Below are 19,041 nucleotides of genomic sequence, written 5' to 3'. Positions count from 1 at the left end.
ACCGCGTAATTCCCTTAGAGATCAATTTCCTGCCGTTTTACCTGTTGCCAGACTTCTTCCATTGTTTCGAGGTCAACACCTGTCATTTCCAGTCCACGCGCGGCAACAATACGCTCCACTTCGCGAAAACGACGCTCGAATTTTTCATTCGCTTTTTGCAATGCGATTTCTGCTTTCGTCCCTAAATGGCGAGCCAGATTAACCGTTGCAAACAGCAGGTCGCCCATTTCCTCCTCCAGTTTAGCCTGGTCGACAACAGCCTGCCGCGCCTCGTACATCACCTCGTCGATCTCTTCGTAGACTTTATCGACCACCGGGCCAAGCGTCGTCCAGTCAAAACCAACGTTGGCGCAACGTTTCTGGATTTTTTGCGCACGCATTAAAGCCGGTAAACTACGAGGAATATCATCCAGCGCCGAATGCTGTGCTTTCTGCGCGCGCTCTTCAGTTTTGATTTGCTCCCAACGGGCGAGCACTTCACTACTGTTTTCGGCAGAACTGTCAGCAAAAACATGCGGATGGCGACGCTCTAATTTATCGCTGATCGCAGCACAAATATCATTAAAGTCAAAGCGCCCTTCTTCCTGGGCCATTTGCGCGTAAAACACCACCTGGAACAACAGATCGCCGAGCTCACCGCGCAGATCGTCAAAGTCTTCGCGGGCAATGGCGTCCAGCACTTCGTAGGTTTCTTCAAGTGTGTAAGGTGCTATAGAAGCAAATGTCTGCTCTTTATCCCACGGGCAGCCGTTTTCCGGATCGCGCAGGCGCTGCATGATAGTGAGCAAACGGTCGATTTGATTCATTAGAATGTCCTGAAAATTGCGGGTCTGTCAGGTGTAATACCTTCGAGTAAAAGATATCGCTGGATACGGCTGACGCCATATCCAGCTATGTAAGACTAACTCCCGTGCAGTCGACGCGCGTCGATAACATCCGGCACCTGGTTGAGTTTACCCAGCACGCGGCCCAGCACCTGCAGGTTATAAATCTCAATGGTCATGTCGATGGTTGCCAGTTGCTGTTTGGTGTCGCTACGGCTGGCAACGCCAAGCACGTTCACTTTCTCATTGGCGAGAATGGTCGTGATATCACGTAACAACCCACTACGATCATTAGCCAGCACGCGGACCACCAGCGAATATCCGGCGGAGTAGCTCTCGCCCCATACAGCATCAACAATGCGTTCTGGCGCATGGGAGCGCAGTTCCGCCAGTTGTTCGCAATCGGCGCGATGTACTGAAATACCGCGCCCCTGGGTTATGAAGCCGACAATCTCATCTCCAGGAATCGGCTGGCAGCAGCGTGCGATGTGGTGCATCAGGTTACCGACACCCTCAACCACCACGCGACCGTTATCTTTACTGCGGTTTTGCGGCGTGTAGCTTTTTTGCTGAAGTTGCTTCAGCGCGGCGGCGTCCTGCTCTTCGGCACTCGGCTTATTAAATTGCGATTGCAGGAAGTTCACCATCTGATTGAGACGGATATCCCCGCCACCAATCGCCGCCAGCAACTCGTCGACATCATTGAAGTTGTAACGCGGCAGCAGGTGTTTTTCTGCTTCTTTCAGGCTGATCCCAAGATGTTCCAGCTCGTCATCAAGGATTTGTCGTCCAGCCAGAATGTTTTTGTCACGATCCTGTTTACGGAACCAGGCATGAATTTTCGAACGCCCACGGCTGGTTGTGACGTAACCGAGGTTTGGGTTTAACCAGTCACGGCTGGGATTGGGCTGTTTCTGGGTGATAATTTCAATCTGGTCACCCATCTGTAACTGGTAGGTGAATGGCACAATCCGCCCGCCAATTTTTGCCCCGATGCAGCGGTGTCCGACATCGCTGTGGATGTGATAAGCGAAGTCCAGTGGCGTTGATCCCGCAGGTAAATCAACGACATCACCTTTCGGCGTAAAGACGTATACCCGGTCGTCAAACACCTGACTGCGTACTTCGTCGAGCATTTCACCGGAGTCGGCCATCTCTTCCTGCCACGCAATCAGTTTACGCAGCCAGGCAATCCGGTCTTCATGTCCCGAACGTGCGCCGCCAGCTGCCGCGCCTTCTTTGTATTTCCAGTGCGCAGCAACGCCCAGTTCTGCATCTTCATGCATCTGTTTAGTGCGGATTTGGATCTCAACGGTTTTGCCACCCGGCCCCAGTACCACAGTATGAATAGACTGATAGCCGTTTGGTTTCGGATTTGCGACGTAATCATCAAATTCATCCGGCAAGTGGCGATAGTGAGTGTGCACTATCCCCAGCGCGGCGTAGCAGTCTTGTAAACGCTCGGCAACAATACGTACTGCACGGACATCAAACAGCTCATCGAAGGCGAGGTTCTTTTTCTGCATTTTGCGCCAGATGCTGTAGATGTGTTTCGGACGACCATACACTTCAGCTTTAACGCCTTCAGCTTTCATCTCAGCGCGCAGATGACCGACAAACTCTTCGATATAGTGTTCGCGGTCGAGACGGCGTTCATGCAGCAGTTTTGCGATGCGCTTGTATTCGGTCGGGTGGAGATAACGGAAGCAGTAATCTTCCAGTTCCCATTTCAGTTGCCCGATCCCGAGACGGTTCGCCAGCGGCGCGTAGATATTGGTGCACTCTTTTGCTGCAAGTACGCGTTCATCTTCTGGCGCGTCTTTCACTTCGCGCAGATGGGCAATTCGCTCCGCCAGTTTGATGACCACGCAACGGAAGTCATCGACCATCGCCAATAACATCCGGCGAACGTTATCGACCTGTTCGGAGGAAACCGAATCAGTGTGCGTCGCTTTCAGCTGGCGGATTGCCGCCATATCGCGCACACCGTGAATAAGATTAACGACCGACTTACCGACGCTCTCGCGCAGTACGTCTTCGCTGACTACGTTGGCATCGGCCAGAGGGAACAGTAGCGCCGCCCGCAGCGTGTCAATGTCCATACTTAATGTCGAGAGGATCTCCACCATCTCGACACCACGCCACAACAGCAAACTGGCATCCGGATGCCCCTGCGTCTGCTGCAGACAATACGCCCAGGTTTCGGCTAAGCACTCACACGACTTCTGGCTGGCAATCCCCAGACTTGCGATCCATTTGTCCGGATCAAATTCACCAGCCTTATTGATATGTGCACTTCTTACCGCAACCATTGTCCTCTCCTTTAGGGACCTGACCTGCCGAAATCTGCAAATCGTAACTATTTAACGCGCGAAAAAAGCACCATCGATTCCAGATGCCCCGTGTGTGGGAACATATCCAGCATCGCCAGTCGCGCAATGGTATATCCTGCTTTTAATAACGCCTCGCTATCCCGAGCCAGCGTCGCAGGGTTACAGGATACATAAACTATACGAATGGGTTCCAGTTTTATAATTTGCTGCATGACGCCAGCAGCACCTGCTCGCGCCGGGTCCAGCAACACTTTGTCAAAGCCGTTTTTAGCCCACGGCTGCTTTGTGACATCATCTTCAAGATTTTCATGATAAAACGTCACATTTTGTAAACCATTAAGTCGCGCATTTTCCTGACCTTTCTCCACCAGCGCAGCAACACCTTCTACCCCTACCACGCTAGCCGCTCGTGTCGCTAATGGCAGTGTGAAATTGCCCATACCGCAGAACAGATCAAGCACGCTGTCTTCAGCCTGCACATCCAACCACTCCAGCGCGCGCGCCACCATTTTCTGGTTCACACCCGCGTTGACCTGAATAAAATCACGCGGGCTAAAAGTTAAACGTAACCCGTTTGAGTCATACCAGGGCATCTCGCCAGAGACGGTTTCGAGTATCTCACTATCGGGGGCGAGAAACAGATCCAGGCCTTCAGAATGCGAAAAGCGTTCCAGTTTTTCACGATCAGCCGAACTTAGCGGTGCGGTATGGCGTAAAATCATCAGCGTGCCGCTGGTTGCCTGCACCAGTTCAACGTGCCCAAGATGACGCATGGCTTGTAAGCTGCCCAGGCATGCCCTGACTTTGGGCAGCAATGCTTCAAGTTGGGGCGCTAAAATGGGGCATTGCTTAACATCGACTATGTCACTGGAACCCGCTTTGCGAAATCCCATCTGTAATTGTTGTGTTTTCGGCTGATAGTTCAGGCTTAAGCGCGCGCGGCGACGGTATCCCCAGGGAACATCGGCGATCACTTCAGAGACGTCATGCTTCATTAACCGGGCGAGCGCCGCACTTTTGCTTCGCTGCTGTAGTTCGATGCTGGCGTGTTGTTGCTGACAGCCGCCGCATACGCCAAAATGAGGGCAGCGTGGCGTTTCGCGTTCCGGGCTGTCGCTTAGCCTGCGCACGACTTTAGCGCGGGAATACTGTTTTTTATCTTCAGTAACAGTAACTTCCGCATCTTCCTGCGGCAATAGCCCGGGGATAAATAACGCTTTTCCGTTATGTCGTGCCACGCCCTGACCAAAAGAGTCGAGGTCGTTGACTGAAACGGTTATGATCTGACGCGTCGTCACGCGTCGTTTTGCAGAGTAGAATTGCGCCATTGGCGAGACTTTCTCAATTTAACAGTGTGACCTTAATTGTCCCATAACGGAACTCCATGACCAACTACAGCCTGCGCGCACGCATGATGATTCTGATCCTGGCGCCGACCGTCCTTATTGGTTTATTGCTCAGTATCTTTTTCGTCGTGCATCGCTATAACGACTTGCAGCGTCAACTGGAAGATGCCGGTGCCAGCATTATTGAGCCGCTTGCAGTTTCTACTGAATATGGCATGAGCCTGCAAAATCGCGAATCTATCGGTCAGTTGATAAGCGTTTTGCATCGTCGCCATTCTGATATTGTTCGCGCCATTTCAGTTTACGATGAAAATAACCGACTCTTTGTCACCTCCAATTTTCATCTCGACCCTTCAGCAATGCAGCTCGGTAGTAACGTGCCATTTCCGCGCCAGCTCACTGTCACACGTGATGGCGATATTATGATTTTGCGTACGCCGATTATCTCCGAGAGTTATTCTCCCGACGAATCGCCCATTAGCGATGCCAAAAATAGTCAGAATATGCTGGGGTATATTGCCCTTGAGCTGGACCTTAAATCGGTGCGCTTACAGCAATATAAAGAGATTTTTATTTCCAGCGTGATGATGCTGTTTTGTATTGGTATTGCGCTTATTTTTGGCTGGCGACTCATGCGCGATGTAACCGGCCCGATTCGCAACATGGTGAATACTGTCGACCGCATCCGCCGAGGACAACTCGACAGCCGGGTGGAAGGATTTATGCTCGGCGAGTTGGATATGCTGAAAAACGGCATTAACTCGATGGCAATGTCTCTGGCGGCTTATCACGAAGAGATGCAGCACAATATCGACCAGGCGACGTCTGATCTGCGTGAAACGCTGGAGCAGATGGAAATTCAGAACGTTGAGTTGGACCTGGCGAAAAAGCGCGCCCAGGAAGCGGCGCGTATTAAGTCTGAGTTTCTGGCGAATATGTCACATGAGCTGCGTACACCGCTGAATGGAGTTATTGGCTTTACCCGCCTGACGCTGAAAACAGAATTAACGCCAACGCAGCGCGATCACCTGAACACGATTGAACGCTCGGCAAATAATTTGCTGGCAATTATTAATGATGTTCTCGACTTCTCGAAACTGGAAGCGGGCAAGCTGATCCTGGAAAGTATTCCGTTCCCGCTGCGCAGCACGCTGGATGAAGTGGTTACTCTTCTGGCGCATTCTTCTCACGATAAAGGGCTGGAATTGACGCTCAATATTAAGAGCGACGTGCCAGATAACGTGATAGGCGATCCACTGCGTTTACAGCAAATTATCACTAACCTGGTGGGGAATGCGATTAAATTCACCGAGAATGGCAACATCGATATTCTGGTGGAAAAACGAGCGCTGAGTAATACCAAAGTTCAGATTGAAGTGCAGATCCGCGATACCGGTATTGGTATTCCTGAACGCGATCAATCGCGCCTGTTCCAGGCCTTCAGGCAGGCAGATGCCAGTATTTCACGCCGTCATGGCGGCACCGGGCTGGGGCTGGTAATTACGCAAAAACTGGTTAATGAGATGGGCGGAGATATCTCGTTCCATAGCCAGCCGAATCGTGGCTCAACCTTCTGGTTCCATATTAATCTCGATCTGAACCCGAATATTATTATTGAAGGACCATCCACCCAGTGCCTCACCGGCAAACGCCTGGCTTATGTCGAACCGAACTCGGCAGCCGCGCAGTGCACGCTGGATATTTTAAGCGAAACACCGCTTGAGGTGGTCTACAGCCCAAGCTTCTCGGCCCTCCCTCCCGCGCATTACGACATGATGTTGTTAGGGATTGCGGTGACTTTCCGCGAACCGCTAACGATGCAACATGAGCGGTTAGCGAAAGCGGTGTCGATGACCGATTTTCTGATGCTCGCCCTTCCGTGCCATGCACAGGTCAATGCCGAAAAGCTCAAGCAAGATGGTATCGGCGCGTGTCTGCTGAAACCCCTGACGCCTACACGTCTGTTGCCTGTACTGACCGAGTTTTGTCATCAAACACAAAATACGCTGTTGCCTGTCACCGACGAAAGTAAGCTGGTAATGACGGTTATGGCTGTTGATGATAACCCAGCAAACCTGAAACTTATCGGCGCATTGCTGGAAGACATGGTTCAGCATGTGGAGTTGTGCGATAGCGGACATCAGGCGGTTGAACGAGCAAAACAGATGCCGTTCGATTTAATCTTAATGGATATTCAAATGCCGGATATGGACGGCATTCGTGCATGCGAACTTATCCACCAGCTTCCGCACCAGCAACAAACGCCAGTCATCGCGGTGACTGCACATGCGATGGCTGGGCAAAAAGAGAAATTACTTGGCGCGGGGATGAGCGATTATCTGGCGAAACCGATTGAAGAAGAGCGATTGCATAATTTGCTGCTGCGCTACAAACCCGGCAGCGGCATTTCTTCCCGCGTTGTGACGCCAGAAGTGAACGAAATTGTGGTGAACCAGAATGCGACTCTGGACTGGCAACTGGCGCTACGCCAGGCCGCTGGCAAAACCGATCTGGCGCGCGATATGCTGCAAATGTTGCTCGATTTCCTGCCTGAAGTTCGCAACAAAGTTGAGGAACAACTGGTTGGGGAAAATCCGGAAGGCCTGGTTGATTTGATTCATAAACTGCATGGCAGTTGCGGCTATAGCGGTGTGCCGCGTATGAAGAATCTCTGTCAACTTATTGAACAACAGCTACGAAGCGGTACTAAAGAAGAAGATTTGGAGCCGGAGCTACTGGAATTGTTGGACGAGATGGATAATGTGGCACGCGAAGCCAGTAAAATTCTTGGGTAATGGACGTCTTGTCGAGTAGCAATCGGCTTTTTATGAAGCTGGTTTCAGATTGGTGACAAAGTGCCTGTGTTTATGCCGGATGCGGCGTGAACGCCTTATCCGGCCTACAAAACCAATTAAATTCAATGAATTAAAAAATGATGTGGACCTGATACGTAGCGCAACAGGCAATTTTGCGTTTGGCATCAGTCTCAAACCGGCTCCAGATAGAGCCGGTTTTGGTTTTCTGTCTTAACGCACCATGCACGGACGCTTGTTATCGAACGTCCAGCCAGGAATCAGGTACTGCATCCCCATCGCATCATCACGCGCGCCAAGCCCGTATTTCTGATACAGCTCATGGGCTTTCATCACTTGATCCATATCGATTTCTACACCCAGCCCCGGTTTTTCTGGCACTTGTACCAGACCGCCTTTGATCTCAAAAGGCTCTTTGGTCAGGCGCTGATTACCTTCCTGCCAGATCCAGTGCGTATCAATAGCAGTAATTTTACCCGGTGCAGCAGCGGCAACATGGGTAAACATCGCCAGGGAAATATCGAAGTGGTTGTTAGAGTGTGAACCCCAGGTCAGGCCAAATTCATGGCACATTTGCGCCACACGTACCGAACCCTGCATCGTCCAGAAATGCGGATCCGCCAGCGGGATATCAACGGATTGTAACGAGAGCGTATGGCCCATCTGCCGCCAGTCGGTGGCTATCATATTGGTTGCAGTCGGCAGGCCAGTTGCGCGACGGAACTCTGCCATCACTTCACGCCCGGAGAAACCTTGCTCCGCACCACACGGATCTTCTGCATAAGCCAGCGAACCTTTCAGGTATTTACCAATTTTAATCGCTTCGTTCAGCGACCAGGCACCGTTAGGATCGAGCGTAATACGCGCCTGCGGGAAGCGTTGCGCCAGTGCCACAATAGATTCGGCTTCTTCTTCCCCGGCCAGTACACCGCCCTTCAGTTTGAAATCGTTGAAGCCATATTTTTCATACGCCGCTTCCGCCAGGCGCACCACCGCATCCGGCGTCATCGCTTCTTCGTGACGAAGACGATACCAGTCGCATTTGTCATCCGGCTGGCTTTGATACGGTAACGGTGTGGCTTTGCGATTGCCGACAAAGAACAGATAACCGAGCATTTCGACTTCGCTACGCTGTTGACCATCGCCCAGCAGGGATGCCACGTTAACCCCAAGGTGTTGCCCAAGCAGATCCAGCATTGCCGCTTCGATCCCGGTTACCACGTGGATAGTGGTACGCAGATCAAAAGTCTGTAAACCACGCCCGCCAGAATCACGATCGGCAAAAGTATTACGCACCAGCGTCAGAACGTTTTTGTATTCACCCAGCGTTTTACCTACCACCAGCGGAATCGCATCTTCCAGCGTTTTACGGATTTTCTCGCCGCCGGGAATTTCCCCTACGCCGGTGTGACCAGAATTATCTTTGATGATCACAATATTACGCGTGAAGAACGGTGCGTGTGCGCCACTCAGATTCATCAGCATACTGTCATGACCCGCCACCGGGATGACCTGCATTTCAGTAACAACAGGCGTCGTAAATTGAGAATTCATATTTATGTCCTTTTTCAGAATCAATGACGGCCGAAAACGGGACGTTTACGGTCAAAGGTCCAGCCGGGGATCAGGCACTGCATCGGGCCTGCGTCGTTACGCGCACCGCCAGGCAGACGTTTATAGGCCTCATGTGCCTTTTGTACCTGTTCCCAGTCCAGTTCCACGCCCAGGCCGGGCGCATCAGGAACGGCAATTTTTCCGTTTTTAATCTCCAGCGGATTTTTGGTCAGGCGACAATCGCCCTCCTGCCAAATCCAGTGGGTATCGATAGCGGTGGGATTACCTGGTGCCGCCGCGCCCACATGGGTAAACATCGCCAGAGAGATATCGAAGTGGTTGTTGGAATGACAGCCCCAGGTCAGCCCCCAGTCGTCGCAAAGCTGCGCCACGCGGACTGCACCGGAAAGCGTCCAGAAGTGCGGATCGGCAAGTGGAATATCTACTGCATTGAGCATCACCGCATGACCCATTTCACGCCAGTTGGTGGCGATCATATTGGTCGCGACGGGCAAGCCGGTCGCCCGCCGAAACTCCGCCATCACTTCGCGACCGGAGAAACCCTGTTCTGCGCCGCATGGATCTTCGGCATAGGTAAGAACATCATTCAGCCCTTTGCATAGAGAAATGGCTTCATCAAGTAGCCAGGCACCGTTGGGATCAACGGTAATCCGCGCATCAGGGAAGCGTTTCTTCAATGCACGAACGGTGTCGATTTCTTGCTCGCCAGGTAATACGCCACCTTTGAGTTTGAAATCTTTAAAGCCATAGCGATCCTGTGAGGCTTCCGCCAGACGCACAACGGCTTCGCTGTTCATCGCTTTCTGGTGGCGCAACTGATACCACTCATGGTTGCCTGGCGTACTGTCCAGATAAGGAAGATCGGTTTTAGTCCGATCGCCGATATAAAACAGATAACCGAGGACGGTAATAGCATCGCGTTGCTTGCCTGGGCCAAGCAGTTCACAGACCGGAACATTCAGCGCCTTACCTAACAGGTCAAGCAAAGCGGCTTCCAGCGCCGCCACGGCGTTAACGCGCAATTCAAAGGTCCAGGCACCTTTGCCGAAGGTATCAAAATCGGCGGCCTGATTACCTTTATGCACCTGCTGGACCACTTTATTCAGTCGCGCGACTTCCTGGTCCAGCACCATCGGAATAGCATCGACAAGCGTTTGATAAATCACCTCTCCGCCCGGCGCTTCACCAATGCCGGTATGCCCGGCATTATCGGTGAGTACCACAATATTGCGGGTGAAATATGCGTTATGTGCACCACCAATATTGAGCAACATGCTGTCATGTCCGGCGACCGGAATGACTTTCATATCAGTAATGACTGGACTGGATTGTGTCGTCATCTTATTGCCCCGCGACAGGTTTCAGCTCGATACGCTTAATATCGCCCACCAGCACCAGGTAGCTCAGCACCGCGATTAAGGCATGAACCCCAACATAAATCAGCGCCCCATTAAAGGAGCCAGTCGTGCCAACGATATAACCAATTGCGATTGGCGTGACGATACCGGAAATGTTACCGAACATATTGAACAGGCCGCCGGAAAGACCGCTAATCTCTTTCGGCGCAGTATCTGCCATTACCGCCCAACCCAGCGCCCCGATGCCTTTACCGAAGAAGGCCAACGCCATGAAACCGATGATCATCCACTCAACATCGACGTAGTTACAGAACACCATCACCATCGACAGCAACATGCCCATCACGATCGGTGTTTTACGCGCAATGTTCAGCGAGCCCGTGCGGCGCATTAGCCAGTCGGAAATAATCCCCCCCAGCACGCCGCCGATAAAACCACAAACAGCAGGAACGGAAGCCACAAAGCCCGCTTTCAGAATCGACATCCCGCGCGCCTGCACCAGATAAACCGGGAACCAGGTAATAAAGAAGTAAGTCAGGGCGTTGATACAATACTGACCGATATAAACACCGATCATCATCCGCGAACCGAGCAGCTGTTTGATCTGCCCCCACTTCACGCTGAACGGCACTTTAACTTTGGTGTTTTGCTGATCCATATTGATCAGCGCGCCGCCAGCGGCGATGTACTCCAGCTCTTTCTGATTTACACCCGGATGCTGGTTTGGCTCGTGGATGACTTTCAGCCAGATAAAGCTGATGACAATGCCCAGACCGCCCATAAAGAAGAAGACGTGTGACCAGCCCACTTCATGAGTCAGCCAGCCCATAATCGGCGCGAAGATCACCGTTGCGAAGTATTGGGCGGAGTTAAAAATCGACACCGCCGTTCCCCTTTCCTGCGCCGGGAACCAGGCTGCCACGATTCGGCTGTTGCCGGGAAAAGAAGGTGCTTCGGCAAGCCCTACCAGGAAGCGCAGCGTAAACAGGGCAACGATAATGCCGAATCCACTAAAGATATCGACGAAACCTTGCAGCAAGGTAAACATCGACCAGATAAAGATTGACCAGAAGTAGACGCGTTTTGAACCAAAGCGATCCAGCAACCAGCCGCCAGGGATCTGCCCAATAACATAAGCCCATGAGAAAGCAGAGAACACATAGCCCATACCCACTGGGTCAAGGCCGATATCTTTGGCCATTTCCGAACCGGCGATCGAGAGCGTAGCGCGATCGCCGTAGTTGAAAGATGTGACGATAAACAGCATCACCACTATCCAGTAACGAGCATTCGTGCGTTTTTCCACACTGCTCGCAGCCTGACTTAAAGAACTCATTGTTGCACTCCTGAAAATTCGCGTTAGCCACGCTCACTCTGGACTGCGACATCGCCAGGAAATCAGAGGTGACGTAGGGTGTTTTTGCCGTTTTTATAGGTCGTTCGCCGAATGCGGCGCGTGTTTATATCTGGCAATAGCAGTATAAAAAGCGCGCCATAGCGGCTCACCGTGCAACAACACAACATTAATGCGTTCAATGAGGCTCGATTTTGGCATTAGCCCTGGACGGTGGAATCCACTTCACGGAAATGAAAACAAGAACAAGAAAGGAAGGGTTAAATCGGAGAAATAAAGAAGAGTATGAAATAGATCGCTTGACTCCAGGCAAACGCCAGTAAAAATCCGCGCTAAGAAGCAGTTTTTACAGGCATTTGCCTGAAAAGATTCGATTCAGCACCGCTAAAACGGTATTTTGCCGATCGCTGAACAAATCAGGGCAACAGCGTCCCCCACTGTTCAACCCACGGATTGGATTCCGTTTCTGGTTCCGGGGTTTCACTGGCATCAATCAGCAGCATTTCCCCTATTCGCTGCGCGCTCTGTTCCTGTAACAAGGCATCGAACTGTTTGCCGCCGTTGCAGAAATTCACATAACTGCTGTCGCCGAGCGCAATCACGCCGTAACGCAGGTTCGGCTGGAAACCAAGGTTATCCTTTATGCCCAGAAAGAGTGGCACAATGCTATCAGGAAGGTCGCCCTGCCCGGTGGTGGACGTAACTACCAGAACATACTTGTCCTGATAAGGTAGCCAGTCGCTTAATTCTGGGTCTTCAAACACCGTTGCTTTGTGGCCCTGCGCGGTCAGAATCGCTTCCGCTTCTTCGGCGACTAACAGCGCATTACCGTACATAGTGCCCACAAAAATACCAATTTCCGCCATACCGTTTTCTCCCTGGATTAGGAAATTATCTCATCATCCTGACCCGATGGCGCGCTGAACTCAACCCTTTCATTTTCAGGAAGCAGACCGCGCCAGCCAAATTGTGATAATGCCTGCATCCAGGTGTCGTCCAGACCAGCGTGGATAGTCAGCGGCTCGCCAGTAAAAGGATGCGTCAATGACAACTGACTGGCGTGCAACATTAACCGCTGGAGGCCAAAATGTTCAGCCGCGCTGCGATTCTGGCGCAAATCGCCATGTTTGCTGTCGCCAATAATCGGATGGCGCAAATGGGCGAGATGGCGACGAAGCTGATGTTTGCGTCCGGTTTTCGGCTCCAGTTCCACCAGACCGTAGCGTGTCGTCGGGTAACGCCCGGTCGCGACTGGCATTTCAACCGTTGCCAGACCGCGATAATGCGTCACTGCTGGCTGCGGGCCTTTATCTTCGCGGGCATACTTATCGGCGATTTTATCCAGTTCTTCCACCAGCGGATAATCCAGCACCGCTTCTTCCATCAGCCAGCCACGCACAATCGCATGGTAACGTTTCTGGATTTGGTGCTGTTCAAACTGTTGCGCTAACAGCCGTCCGGCCTCGCTGGATAATCCCATCAGCAATACGCCGGAAGTCGGTCGGTCCAGCCGATGCGCGGTAAACACGTGCTGACCAATCTGGTCACGTACGGTTTGCATGACCACCACTTTTTCGTCGCGATCCAGCCAGCTGCGGTGAACCAGCCAGCCAGACGGTTTGTTAACCGCAACCAGCCATTCATCCTGGTAGAGTATTTCCAGCATCAGTTTGTATCATCCGCAAAAAGCGCATCCAGTTTTTCCAGCTCCGCCAGAATAAGCGCGCGCTGGGGGTGGTCCGTCGCCAGCGCCATTTCATAATACGGCGCCACGGCGAAAGCCCCAGGCAATGGCTGATTATTATCTAAGAGATCGTGCATTCGTGGGATCAGTACCCATTGCAACCACTCCAGTGGCTCCATCGTATCCATAAAGAAAGGTTGGGTACTGTTAAATTGATGCGGCTGCGGTTCATCGCTCCGCCAGTGCTGATGTTCACGCAGTAATGTTTCAAGTGCCTGCAACTGAAGACGAACGCGGTCATGAGTGGTCATAAAACAACCTCAAGAAGAAAAAACTGCCACGAAGGATAGCAGGAATAAAAAAAGGGAGCACTGTATTAACAGTGCTCCCGGTTCGTTTCGCAGCATTCCAGCTACTTTTGTTGCTCCCTGCTCATCCTTGACAACTTTTCCTGTGGCCTTGCGACCAATCGTTCATCCTGAACTAATGCTTCCTGCTCACACCACCCCGATGTGATACTTCATCCTGAAGTGTCCCTGGCCTTCCTGACCCACCGAATCATCCTGACCGGTTCTCATTCTCCGTCCTGGAGGTGTCCTTTAACGCATCCAGCGTTTTCCTCTTCGCTTCATCCAGAAGCCTTTCCCTGAAACACCATCCTGGCGTGTCCTTTAGAAGTGTCATCATCCTGATGTTCACTTCGTTGTCTGACTCCCTGTCGACGAAGATAGAATCGTCTTTTTCACTGAGTCTTACAAGGCGCTTACAGACAATGCCTTAAGGAAAATTTCATACGAAAGTTAAGGATGCTCAGTCAACTCATTGATTTAAAATAGAAATATGATTCTTATCTTTTTAAGTATTCACTTACTTTCTGGCGATCTCCTACAGGGTCTGTAAGAGATCTCTCACAACCAGACGGGGTAATTGGATTACAGAAGAGGCTTAAGCTGCGTAAGGAATTCCGCAAGATTTGAGGCTAAATGGGTACGGTTCCGCGTACCCAGCGTCTCTTTGCATACTTCGCCAGAGAGATTACACACCGAAATCACTTCCAGCTCTTCTTCCAGTGTGGCGATAAATAACGTGGGGGGCAGTTTCAGACGTTTCTGGGTAACCAGATGTCCAATCAGGTTTTCCTGCACCCGGCGGAAGTCGTCTTCGCTCCAGGTTTGCAGTAATGTCAGTTTGATATCGCCAAACTGCGCATGCATATCCCCGGCAAGCTGGGTCGTATAGAAGGTATGAATTGCGGGTTGTATCACAATATCAAACGCACGCTCAACCGCGTTTACATTTTGCTCACCGCTAAACGGCTGCGGTTGCCAGAACACAGCATCATTAGTGGTTGAAATAATGCACGGTGAAGGAACGCCATACAGCTCCTCGCTTAACGGCCAACTATTGTGCTGTTTGTGCCAGGCATCGCAGTAACGCGTGGTAAAATCTCTCAAGGCTTGTGCGGTCAATTCGTCCACTAATTTCTCTCTTCACATAAACCAGATACACTTGTCGTTTAGTTTATCTGGTTTATGACGGTGAAACATGTCTTCTTATGCAAACCATCAGGCACTTGCGGGCCTGACTCTTGGAAAATCAACCGATTACCGGGATACCTATGACGCCAGCCTGCTACAAGGCGTTCCACGTAGTTTGAATCGCGATCCGCTGGGCCTGAAAGCAGATAATCTGCCTTTTCACGGTACGGATATCTGGACGCTATATGAACTCTCCTGGCTGAATGCGAAAGGTTTGCCGCAGGTTGCCGTGGGTCATGTTGAACTTGATTACACCAGCGTAAATCTCATTGAGTCGAAGAGTTTTAAGCTCTATCTCAACAGCTTTAACCAGACACGCTTTAACAATTGGGAGGAAGTGCGCCAGACGCTGGAGCGCGACTTAAGCACTTGCGCCCAGGGTAACGTTAGCGTGGCGTTATATCGTCTTGATGAACTGGAAGGCCAGCCGGTGGGGCATTTCAATGGCACTTGCATTGATGACCAGGATATCGCTATCGATAACTATGAATTCACCACTGACTATCTTGAGAATGCCACCAGCGGCGAGAAAGTGGTGGAAGAAACACTCGTGAGCCACCTGCTGAAATCAAACTGCCTGATTACTCATCAACCAGACTGGGGATCTATCCAGATTCAGTATCGTGGACGCAAGATTGACAGGGAAAAACTGCTGCGTTATCTGGTTTCTTTCCGTCATCATAACGAGTTCCATGAACAGTGCGTAGAGCGCATTTTTAATGACCTGTTACGCTTCTGCCAGCCAGAGAAATTAAGCGTTTACGCACGTTATACCCGTCGTGGCGGTCTGGACATTAACCCATGGCGTAGTAACTGTGATTTTGTCCCATCGACAACCCGTCTGGCACGGCAATAAAATTTTTCTCAATTTTGCGTGCTGGATTCACGCATAAGGTTGTGAAAGGTCATCAGGCAGGGCTATTGTAATCAAAGGGAATGACGATAATCGTCCCATAAGGAGTTTTTCTTGATTACACATATTAGCCCGCTTGGCTCCATGGATATGTTGTCGCAGCTGGAAGTGGATATGCTTAAACGCACCGCCAGCAGCGACCTCTATCAACTATTTCGCAACTGTTCACTCGCTGTTCTGAACTCCGGTAGCCTCACCGATAACAGCAAAGAATTGCTGTCCCGTTTTGAGAATTTCGACATTAACGTGCTACGCCGTGAACGCGGCGTTAAGCTAGAACTGATCAATCCCCCGGAAGAAGCTTTTGTCGATGGGCGTATAATTCGCGCCTTGCAGGCCAACTTGTTCGCTGTCCTGCGCGACATTCTCTTCGTCTATGGGCAAATCCATAACACCGTTCGTTTTCCAAATCTGAATCTCGACAACTCTGTTCATATTACCAACCTGGTCTTTTCTATCTTGCGCAATGCTCGCGCGCTGCACGTGGGCGAAGCGCCCAATATGGTGGTGTGCTGGGGTGGTCACTCCATCAACGAAAACGAGTATTTGTATGCCCGTCGCGTTGGTAATCAGTTGGGGCTGCGTGAGTTAAATATCTGCACTGGCTGTGGTCCAGGCGCGATGGAAGCGCCGATGAAAGGCGCGGCGGTCGGACACGCCCAACAGCGTTACAAAGACAGCCGTTTTATTGGTATGACTGAACCATCGATTATCGCTGCTGAACCGCCTAACCCGCTGGTTAACGAACTGATCATCATGCCGGATATCGAAAAACGTCTGGAAGCGTTTGTCCGTATCGCCCACGGCATCATTATCTTCCCTGGCGGTGTGGGTACAGCGGAAGAGCTACTGTATTTGCTGGGAATTTTAATGAATCCGGCCAACAAAGATCAGGTCTTGCCATTGATCCTCACCGGCCCGAAAGAGAGTGCTGATTACTTCCGCGTACTGGACGAGTTTGTCGTGCATACGTTGGGAGAAAACGCGCGCCGCCATTATCGCATCATCATTGATGACGCTGCAGAAGTAGCCCGTCAGATGAAAAAAGCGATGGCGCAGGTGAAAGAAAACCGTCGCGATACGGGCGATGCCTACAGCTTTAACTGGTCAATGCGTATTACGCCAGATTTGCAAATGCCGTTTGAGCCGTCTCACGAGAATATGGCTAATCTGAAGCTTTACCCGGATCAGCCCGTTGAAGTGCTGGCTGCCGACCTGCGTCGTGCATTTTCTGGCATTGTGGCGGGGAACGTAAAAGAAGTCGGCATTCGCGCCATTGAAGAGTTTGGGCCATACAAAATCAACGGTGATAAAGAGATCATGCGCCGTATGGACGACCTGCTTCAGGGGTTTGTTGCCCAACATCGTATGAAGTTACCAGGCTCTGCCTACATCCCTTGCTACGAAATCTGCACCTAATCCTCCCTTCCCCGGTAACGTTTGTTGCCGGGTTTTTCTCTTTTTTGGTCGCTCACTAATCAATCCATTTCATTTGTTATATGAATGTTTCAGCGCGTCATCATGTCATTAATATCACCACCTGCAATATGTCATACAATTTATGTTGTAGCGCAAACGTTTCCCTTCGTTTGAAGACCGCATTTTATCTCCGCAAAAAAGAAAATCTTGCAATCATTAACTAAAAGTATTGATTTTTTCAGTTCAACCTACATATATTGCGCGCCCCGGAAGAGGCCAGATGTCGTTAATCTGCCAAATATTGCCCTTAAATTCTCTTTTACTTTTGATTTACAGAGTAAAGCGTTGGGATTATCTATCTTCCAAGTAGATTATTGTATTTGAGATCAAGATCACTGATAGATACATAACTTGTGTGTATCTTTCCGCCCTCAAATTATTACGGCGGAAAATGATTAAGCCATCGCCGATAGACAGATTTCATTTTTACGGCCAGGCACCTTCCCGGGCTGAACTGGCTAAAAGCTGAATTATTTGCATTCCTCCAGGAGAAATAGATGGAAACGACTCAAACCAGCACGATTGCGTCGAAAGACTCTCGCAGTGCCTGGCGCAAGACAGATACCATGTGGATGCTGGGCCTTTACGGCACGGCAATCGGCGCGGGCGTGCTGTTCCTGCCAATCAACGCCGGTGTTGGCGGTATGATCCCGCTGATCATCATGGCTATCCTTGCGTTCCCGATGACGTACTTTGCGCATCGTGGCCTGACTCGCTTCGTGCTGTCTGGTAAAAACCCAGGCGAAGACATCACCGAGGTAGTAGAAGAACACTTTGGTATTGGCGCAGGTAAACTGATTACCCTGCTTTACTTCTTCGCTATCTACCCGATTCTGCTGGTTTACAGCGTGGCAATCACCAACACGGTTGAAAGCTTCATGTCTCACCAGCTGGGTATGACGCCGCCGCCGCGTGCGATTCTGTCACTGATCCTGATCGTGGGTATGATGACCATCGTTCGCTTCGGTGAGCAGATGATCGTTAAGGCGATGAGTATTCTGGTATTCCCGTTTGTTGGCGTACTGATGCTGCTGGCTCTGTACCTGATCCCGCAGTGGAACGGCGCAGCACTGGAAACGCTGTCTCTGGACACTGCATCTGCAACCGGAAACGGTCTGTGGATGACCCTGTGGCTGGCAATTCCGGTAATGGTGTTCTCGTTCAACCACTCTCCGATCATCTCTTCTTTCGCCGTTGCGAAGCGTGAAGAGTACGGCGATATGGCAGAACAGAAATGCTCGAAGATCCTGGCATTCGCTCACATCATGATGGTGCTGACCGTAATGTTCTTCGTATTCAGCTGCGTACTGAGCCTGACTCCGGCAGACCTGGCTGCGGCTAAAGAGCAGAACATCTCGATTCTGTCTTACCTGGCTAACCACTTTAACGCGCCGATCATCGCGTGGATGGCTCCGATTATCGCGATTATCGCTATCACCAAATCCTTCCTGGGCCACTACCTGGGCGCACGTGAAGGCTTCAACGGTATGGTGATCAAATCACTGCGTGGTAAAGGTAAGTCTATCGAAATCAACAAGCTGAACCGTATCACTGCGCTGTTCATGCTGGTAACGACCTGGATTGTTGCCACCCTGAACCCGAGCATCCTGGGTATGATTGAAACCCTGGGCGGCCCAATCATCGCGATGATCCTGTTCCTGATGCCGATGTACGCCATTCAGAAAGTACCGGCAATGCGTAAATACAGCGGTCACATCAGCAACGTATTCGTTGTCGTGATGGGTCTGATTGCAATCTCCGCAATCTTCTACTCTCTGTTCAGCTAAGTCCTTTCGCGCCGCTTTCGGGCGGCGCTTCCTCCGT

14 protein-coding genes are annotated in these 19,041 nt (G+C 51.1%); 4 read left to right on the top strand and 10 right to left on the bottom strand.

The annotated features are described in order from the left end of the window. Positions 1 to 14 precede the first annotated feature (14 nt). The 3 genes from mazG to rlmD form a co-directional block, all read right to left on the bottom strand. Positions 15 to 806 carry a nucleoside triphosphate pyrophosphohydrolase gene (mazG, locus tag D9597_RS02165; protein ID WP_112912024.1) on the bottom strand — a complete coding sequence of 264 codons (792 nt, stop codon included), beginning with the start codon at positions 804 to 806 and terminating at the stop codon, positions 15 to 17. 95 nt (positions 807 to 901) lie between these two features. After that, positions 902 to 3,136, bottom strand: coding sequence for a GTP diphosphokinase (gene relA, locus D9597_RS02160; RefSeq protein ID WP_130221513.1), 2,235 nt, complete (start codon positions 3,134 to 3,136; stop codon positions 902 to 904). Between the two features lie 47 nt (positions 3,137 to 3,183). Continuing rightward, positions 3,184 to 4,485, bottom strand: coding sequence for a 23S rRNA (uracil(1939)-C(5))-methyltransferase RlmD (gene rlmD / locus D9597_RS02155; protein WP_130221512.1), 1,302 nt, complete (start codon positions 4,483 to 4,485; stop codon positions 3,184 to 3,186). A gap of 56 nt (positions 4,486 to 4,541) precedes the next feature. Here rlmD and barA point away from each other — a divergent pair, with 56 nt between their 5' ends. Further along, positions 4,542 to 7,298, top strand: coding sequence for a two-component sensor histidine kinase BarA (gene barA, locus D9597_RS02150; RefSeq protein ID WP_130207684.1), 2,757 nt, complete (start codon positions 4,542 to 4,544; stop codon positions 7,296 to 7,298). 231 nt (positions 7,299 to 7,529) lie between these two features. Here barA and gudD read toward each other — a convergent pair whose 3' ends face one another. From gudD to syd, 7 genes are all read right to left on the bottom strand, one after another. Beyond that, a complete protein-coding gene (gudD, locus tag D9597_RS02145) occupies positions 7,530 to 8,870 on the bottom strand; it encodes a glucarate dehydratase (protein ID WP_130214541.1) in 1,341 nt (446 codons plus the stop codon). Positions 8,871 to 8,890: 20 nt separating this feature from the next. Beyond that, positions 8,891 to 10,231: an enolase C-terminal domain-like protein gene (locus D9597_RS02140; protein ID WP_130221511.1), complete on the bottom strand. Its 1,341-nt coding sequence runs from the start codon at positions 10,229 to 10,231 to the stop codon at positions 8,891 to 8,893. Position 10,232: 1 nt separating this feature from the next. Next, on the bottom strand, positions 10,233 to 11,585 hold the full coding sequence (gudP, locus tag D9597_RS02135) for a galactarate/glucarate/glycerate transporter GudP (protein ID WP_042096643.1): 1,353 nt from the start codon (positions 11,583 to 11,585) through the stop codon (positions 10,233 to 10,235). A gap of 434 nt (positions 11,586 to 12,019) precedes the next feature. Next, on the bottom strand, positions 12,020 to 12,469 hold the full coding sequence (locus tag D9597_RS02130; protein WP_130221510.1) for a flavodoxin: 450 nt from the start codon (positions 12,467 to 12,469) through the stop codon (positions 12,020 to 12,022). A gap of 17 nt (positions 12,470 to 12,486) precedes the next feature. Next, complete coding sequence (gene truC, locus D9597_RS02125; RefSeq protein WP_130221509.1) at positions 12,487 to 13,269, bottom strand: tRNA pseudouridine(65) synthase TruC; 783 nt, start codon at positions 13,267 to 13,269, stop codon at positions 12,487 to 12,489. Next, positions 13,269 to 13,598 (bottom strand): YqcC family protein, encoded by a 330-nt coding sequence (locus D9597_RS02120; RefSeq protein ID WP_130207692.1) that lies wholly within the window; start codon positions 13,596 to 13,598, stop codon positions 13,269 to 13,271. The genes truC and D9597_RS02120 overlap by 1 nt, the downstream gene beginning before the upstream one ends. 621 nt (positions 13,599 to 14,219) lie before the next feature. Continuing rightward, complete coding sequence (syd, locus tag D9597_RS02115) at positions 14,220 to 14,765, bottom strand: SecY-interacting protein (RefSeq protein WP_130221508.1); 546 nt, start codon at positions 14,763 to 14,765, stop codon at positions 14,220 to 14,222. Positions 14,766 to 14,832: 67 nt separating this feature from the next. Between syd and queF the strand changes: the two genes are divergently transcribed. The 3 genes from queF to sdaC all read left to right on the top strand — a co-directional run bounded on the left by queF (position 14,833) and on the right by sdaC (position 19,004). Continuing rightward, positions 14,833 to 15,681, top strand: a complete 849-nt coding sequence (gene queF, locus D9597_RS02110) for an NADPH-dependent 7-cyano-7-deazaguanine reductase QueF (RefSeq protein WP_130221507.1) — start codon at positions 14,833 to 14,835, stop codon at positions 15,679 to 15,681. A gap of 111 nt (positions 15,682 to 15,792) precedes the next feature. Then, positions 15,793 to 17,157: a nucleotide 5'-monophosphate nucleosidase PpnN gene (gene ppnN / locus D9597_RS02105; protein WP_130214553.1), complete on the top strand. Its 1,365-nt coding sequence runs from the start codon at positions 15,793 to 15,795 to the stop codon at positions 17,155 to 17,157. A 557-nt stretch (positions 17,158 to 17,714) separates the two neighbouring features. Beyond that, a complete protein-coding gene (sdaC, locus tag D9597_RS02100) occupies positions 17,715 to 19,004 on the top strand; it encodes an HAAAP family serine/threonine permease SdaC (RefSeq protein WP_064528228.1) in 1,290 nt (429 codons plus the stop codon). The last annotated feature ends 37 nt before the right edge of the window (positions 19,005 to 19,041 follow it).

Origin of the sequence: Escherichia sp. E13S3 (assembly GCF_004212325.1) — a bacterium.
Taxonomy (GTDB): Bacteria; Pseudomonadota; Gammaproteobacteria; order Enterobacterales; family Enterobacteriaceae; genus Escherichia.
Note: the sequence above shows the minus strand (reverse complement) of the source record. Positions and strands in the feature narration are given on the sequence as shown.

Coding starts and splice junctions, on each gene's coding strand:
- mazG (WP_112912024.1), bottom strand. CDS start 806: ATGAATCAAATCGACCGTTTGCTCACTATCATGCAGCGCCTGCGCGAT.
- relA (WP_130221513.1), bottom strand. CDS start 3,136: ATGGTTGCGGTAAGAAGTGCACATATCAATAAGGCTGGTGAATTTGAT.
- rlmD (WP_130221512.1), bottom strand. CDS start 4,485: ATGGCGCAATTCTACTCTGCAAAACGACGCGTGACGACGCGTCAGATC.
- barA (WP_130207684.1), top strand. CDS start 4,542: ATGACCAACTACAGCCTGCGCGCACGCATGATGATTCTGATCCTGGCG.
- gudD (WP_130214541.1), bottom strand. CDS start 8,870: ATGAATTCTCAATTTACGACGCCTGTTGTTACTGAAATGCAGGTCATC.
- D9597_RS02140 (WP_130221511.1), bottom strand. CDS start 10,231: ATGACGACACAATCCAGTCCAGTCATTACTGATATGAAAGTCATTCCG.
- gudP (WP_042096643.1), bottom strand. CDS start 11,585: ATGAGTTCTTTAAGTCAGGCTGCGAGCAGTGTGGAAAAACGCACGAAT.
- D9597_RS02130 (WP_130221510.1), bottom strand. CDS start 12,469: ATGGCGGAAATTGGTATTTTTGTGGGCACTATGTACGGTAATGCGCTG.
- truC (WP_130221509.1), bottom strand. CDS start 13,269: ATGCTGGAAATACTCTACCAGGATGAATGGCTGGTTGCGGTTAACAAA.
- D9597_RS02120 (WP_130207692.1), bottom strand. CDS start 13,598: ATGACCACTCATGACCGCGTTCGTCTTCAGTTGCAGGCACTTGAAACA.
- queF (WP_130221507.1), top strand. CDS start 14,833: ATGTCTTCTTATGCAAACCATCAGGCACTTGCGGGCCTGACTCTTGGA.
- sdaC (WP_064528228.1), top strand. CDS start 17,715: ATGGAAACGACTCAAACCAGCACGATTGCGTCGAAAGACTCTCGCAGT.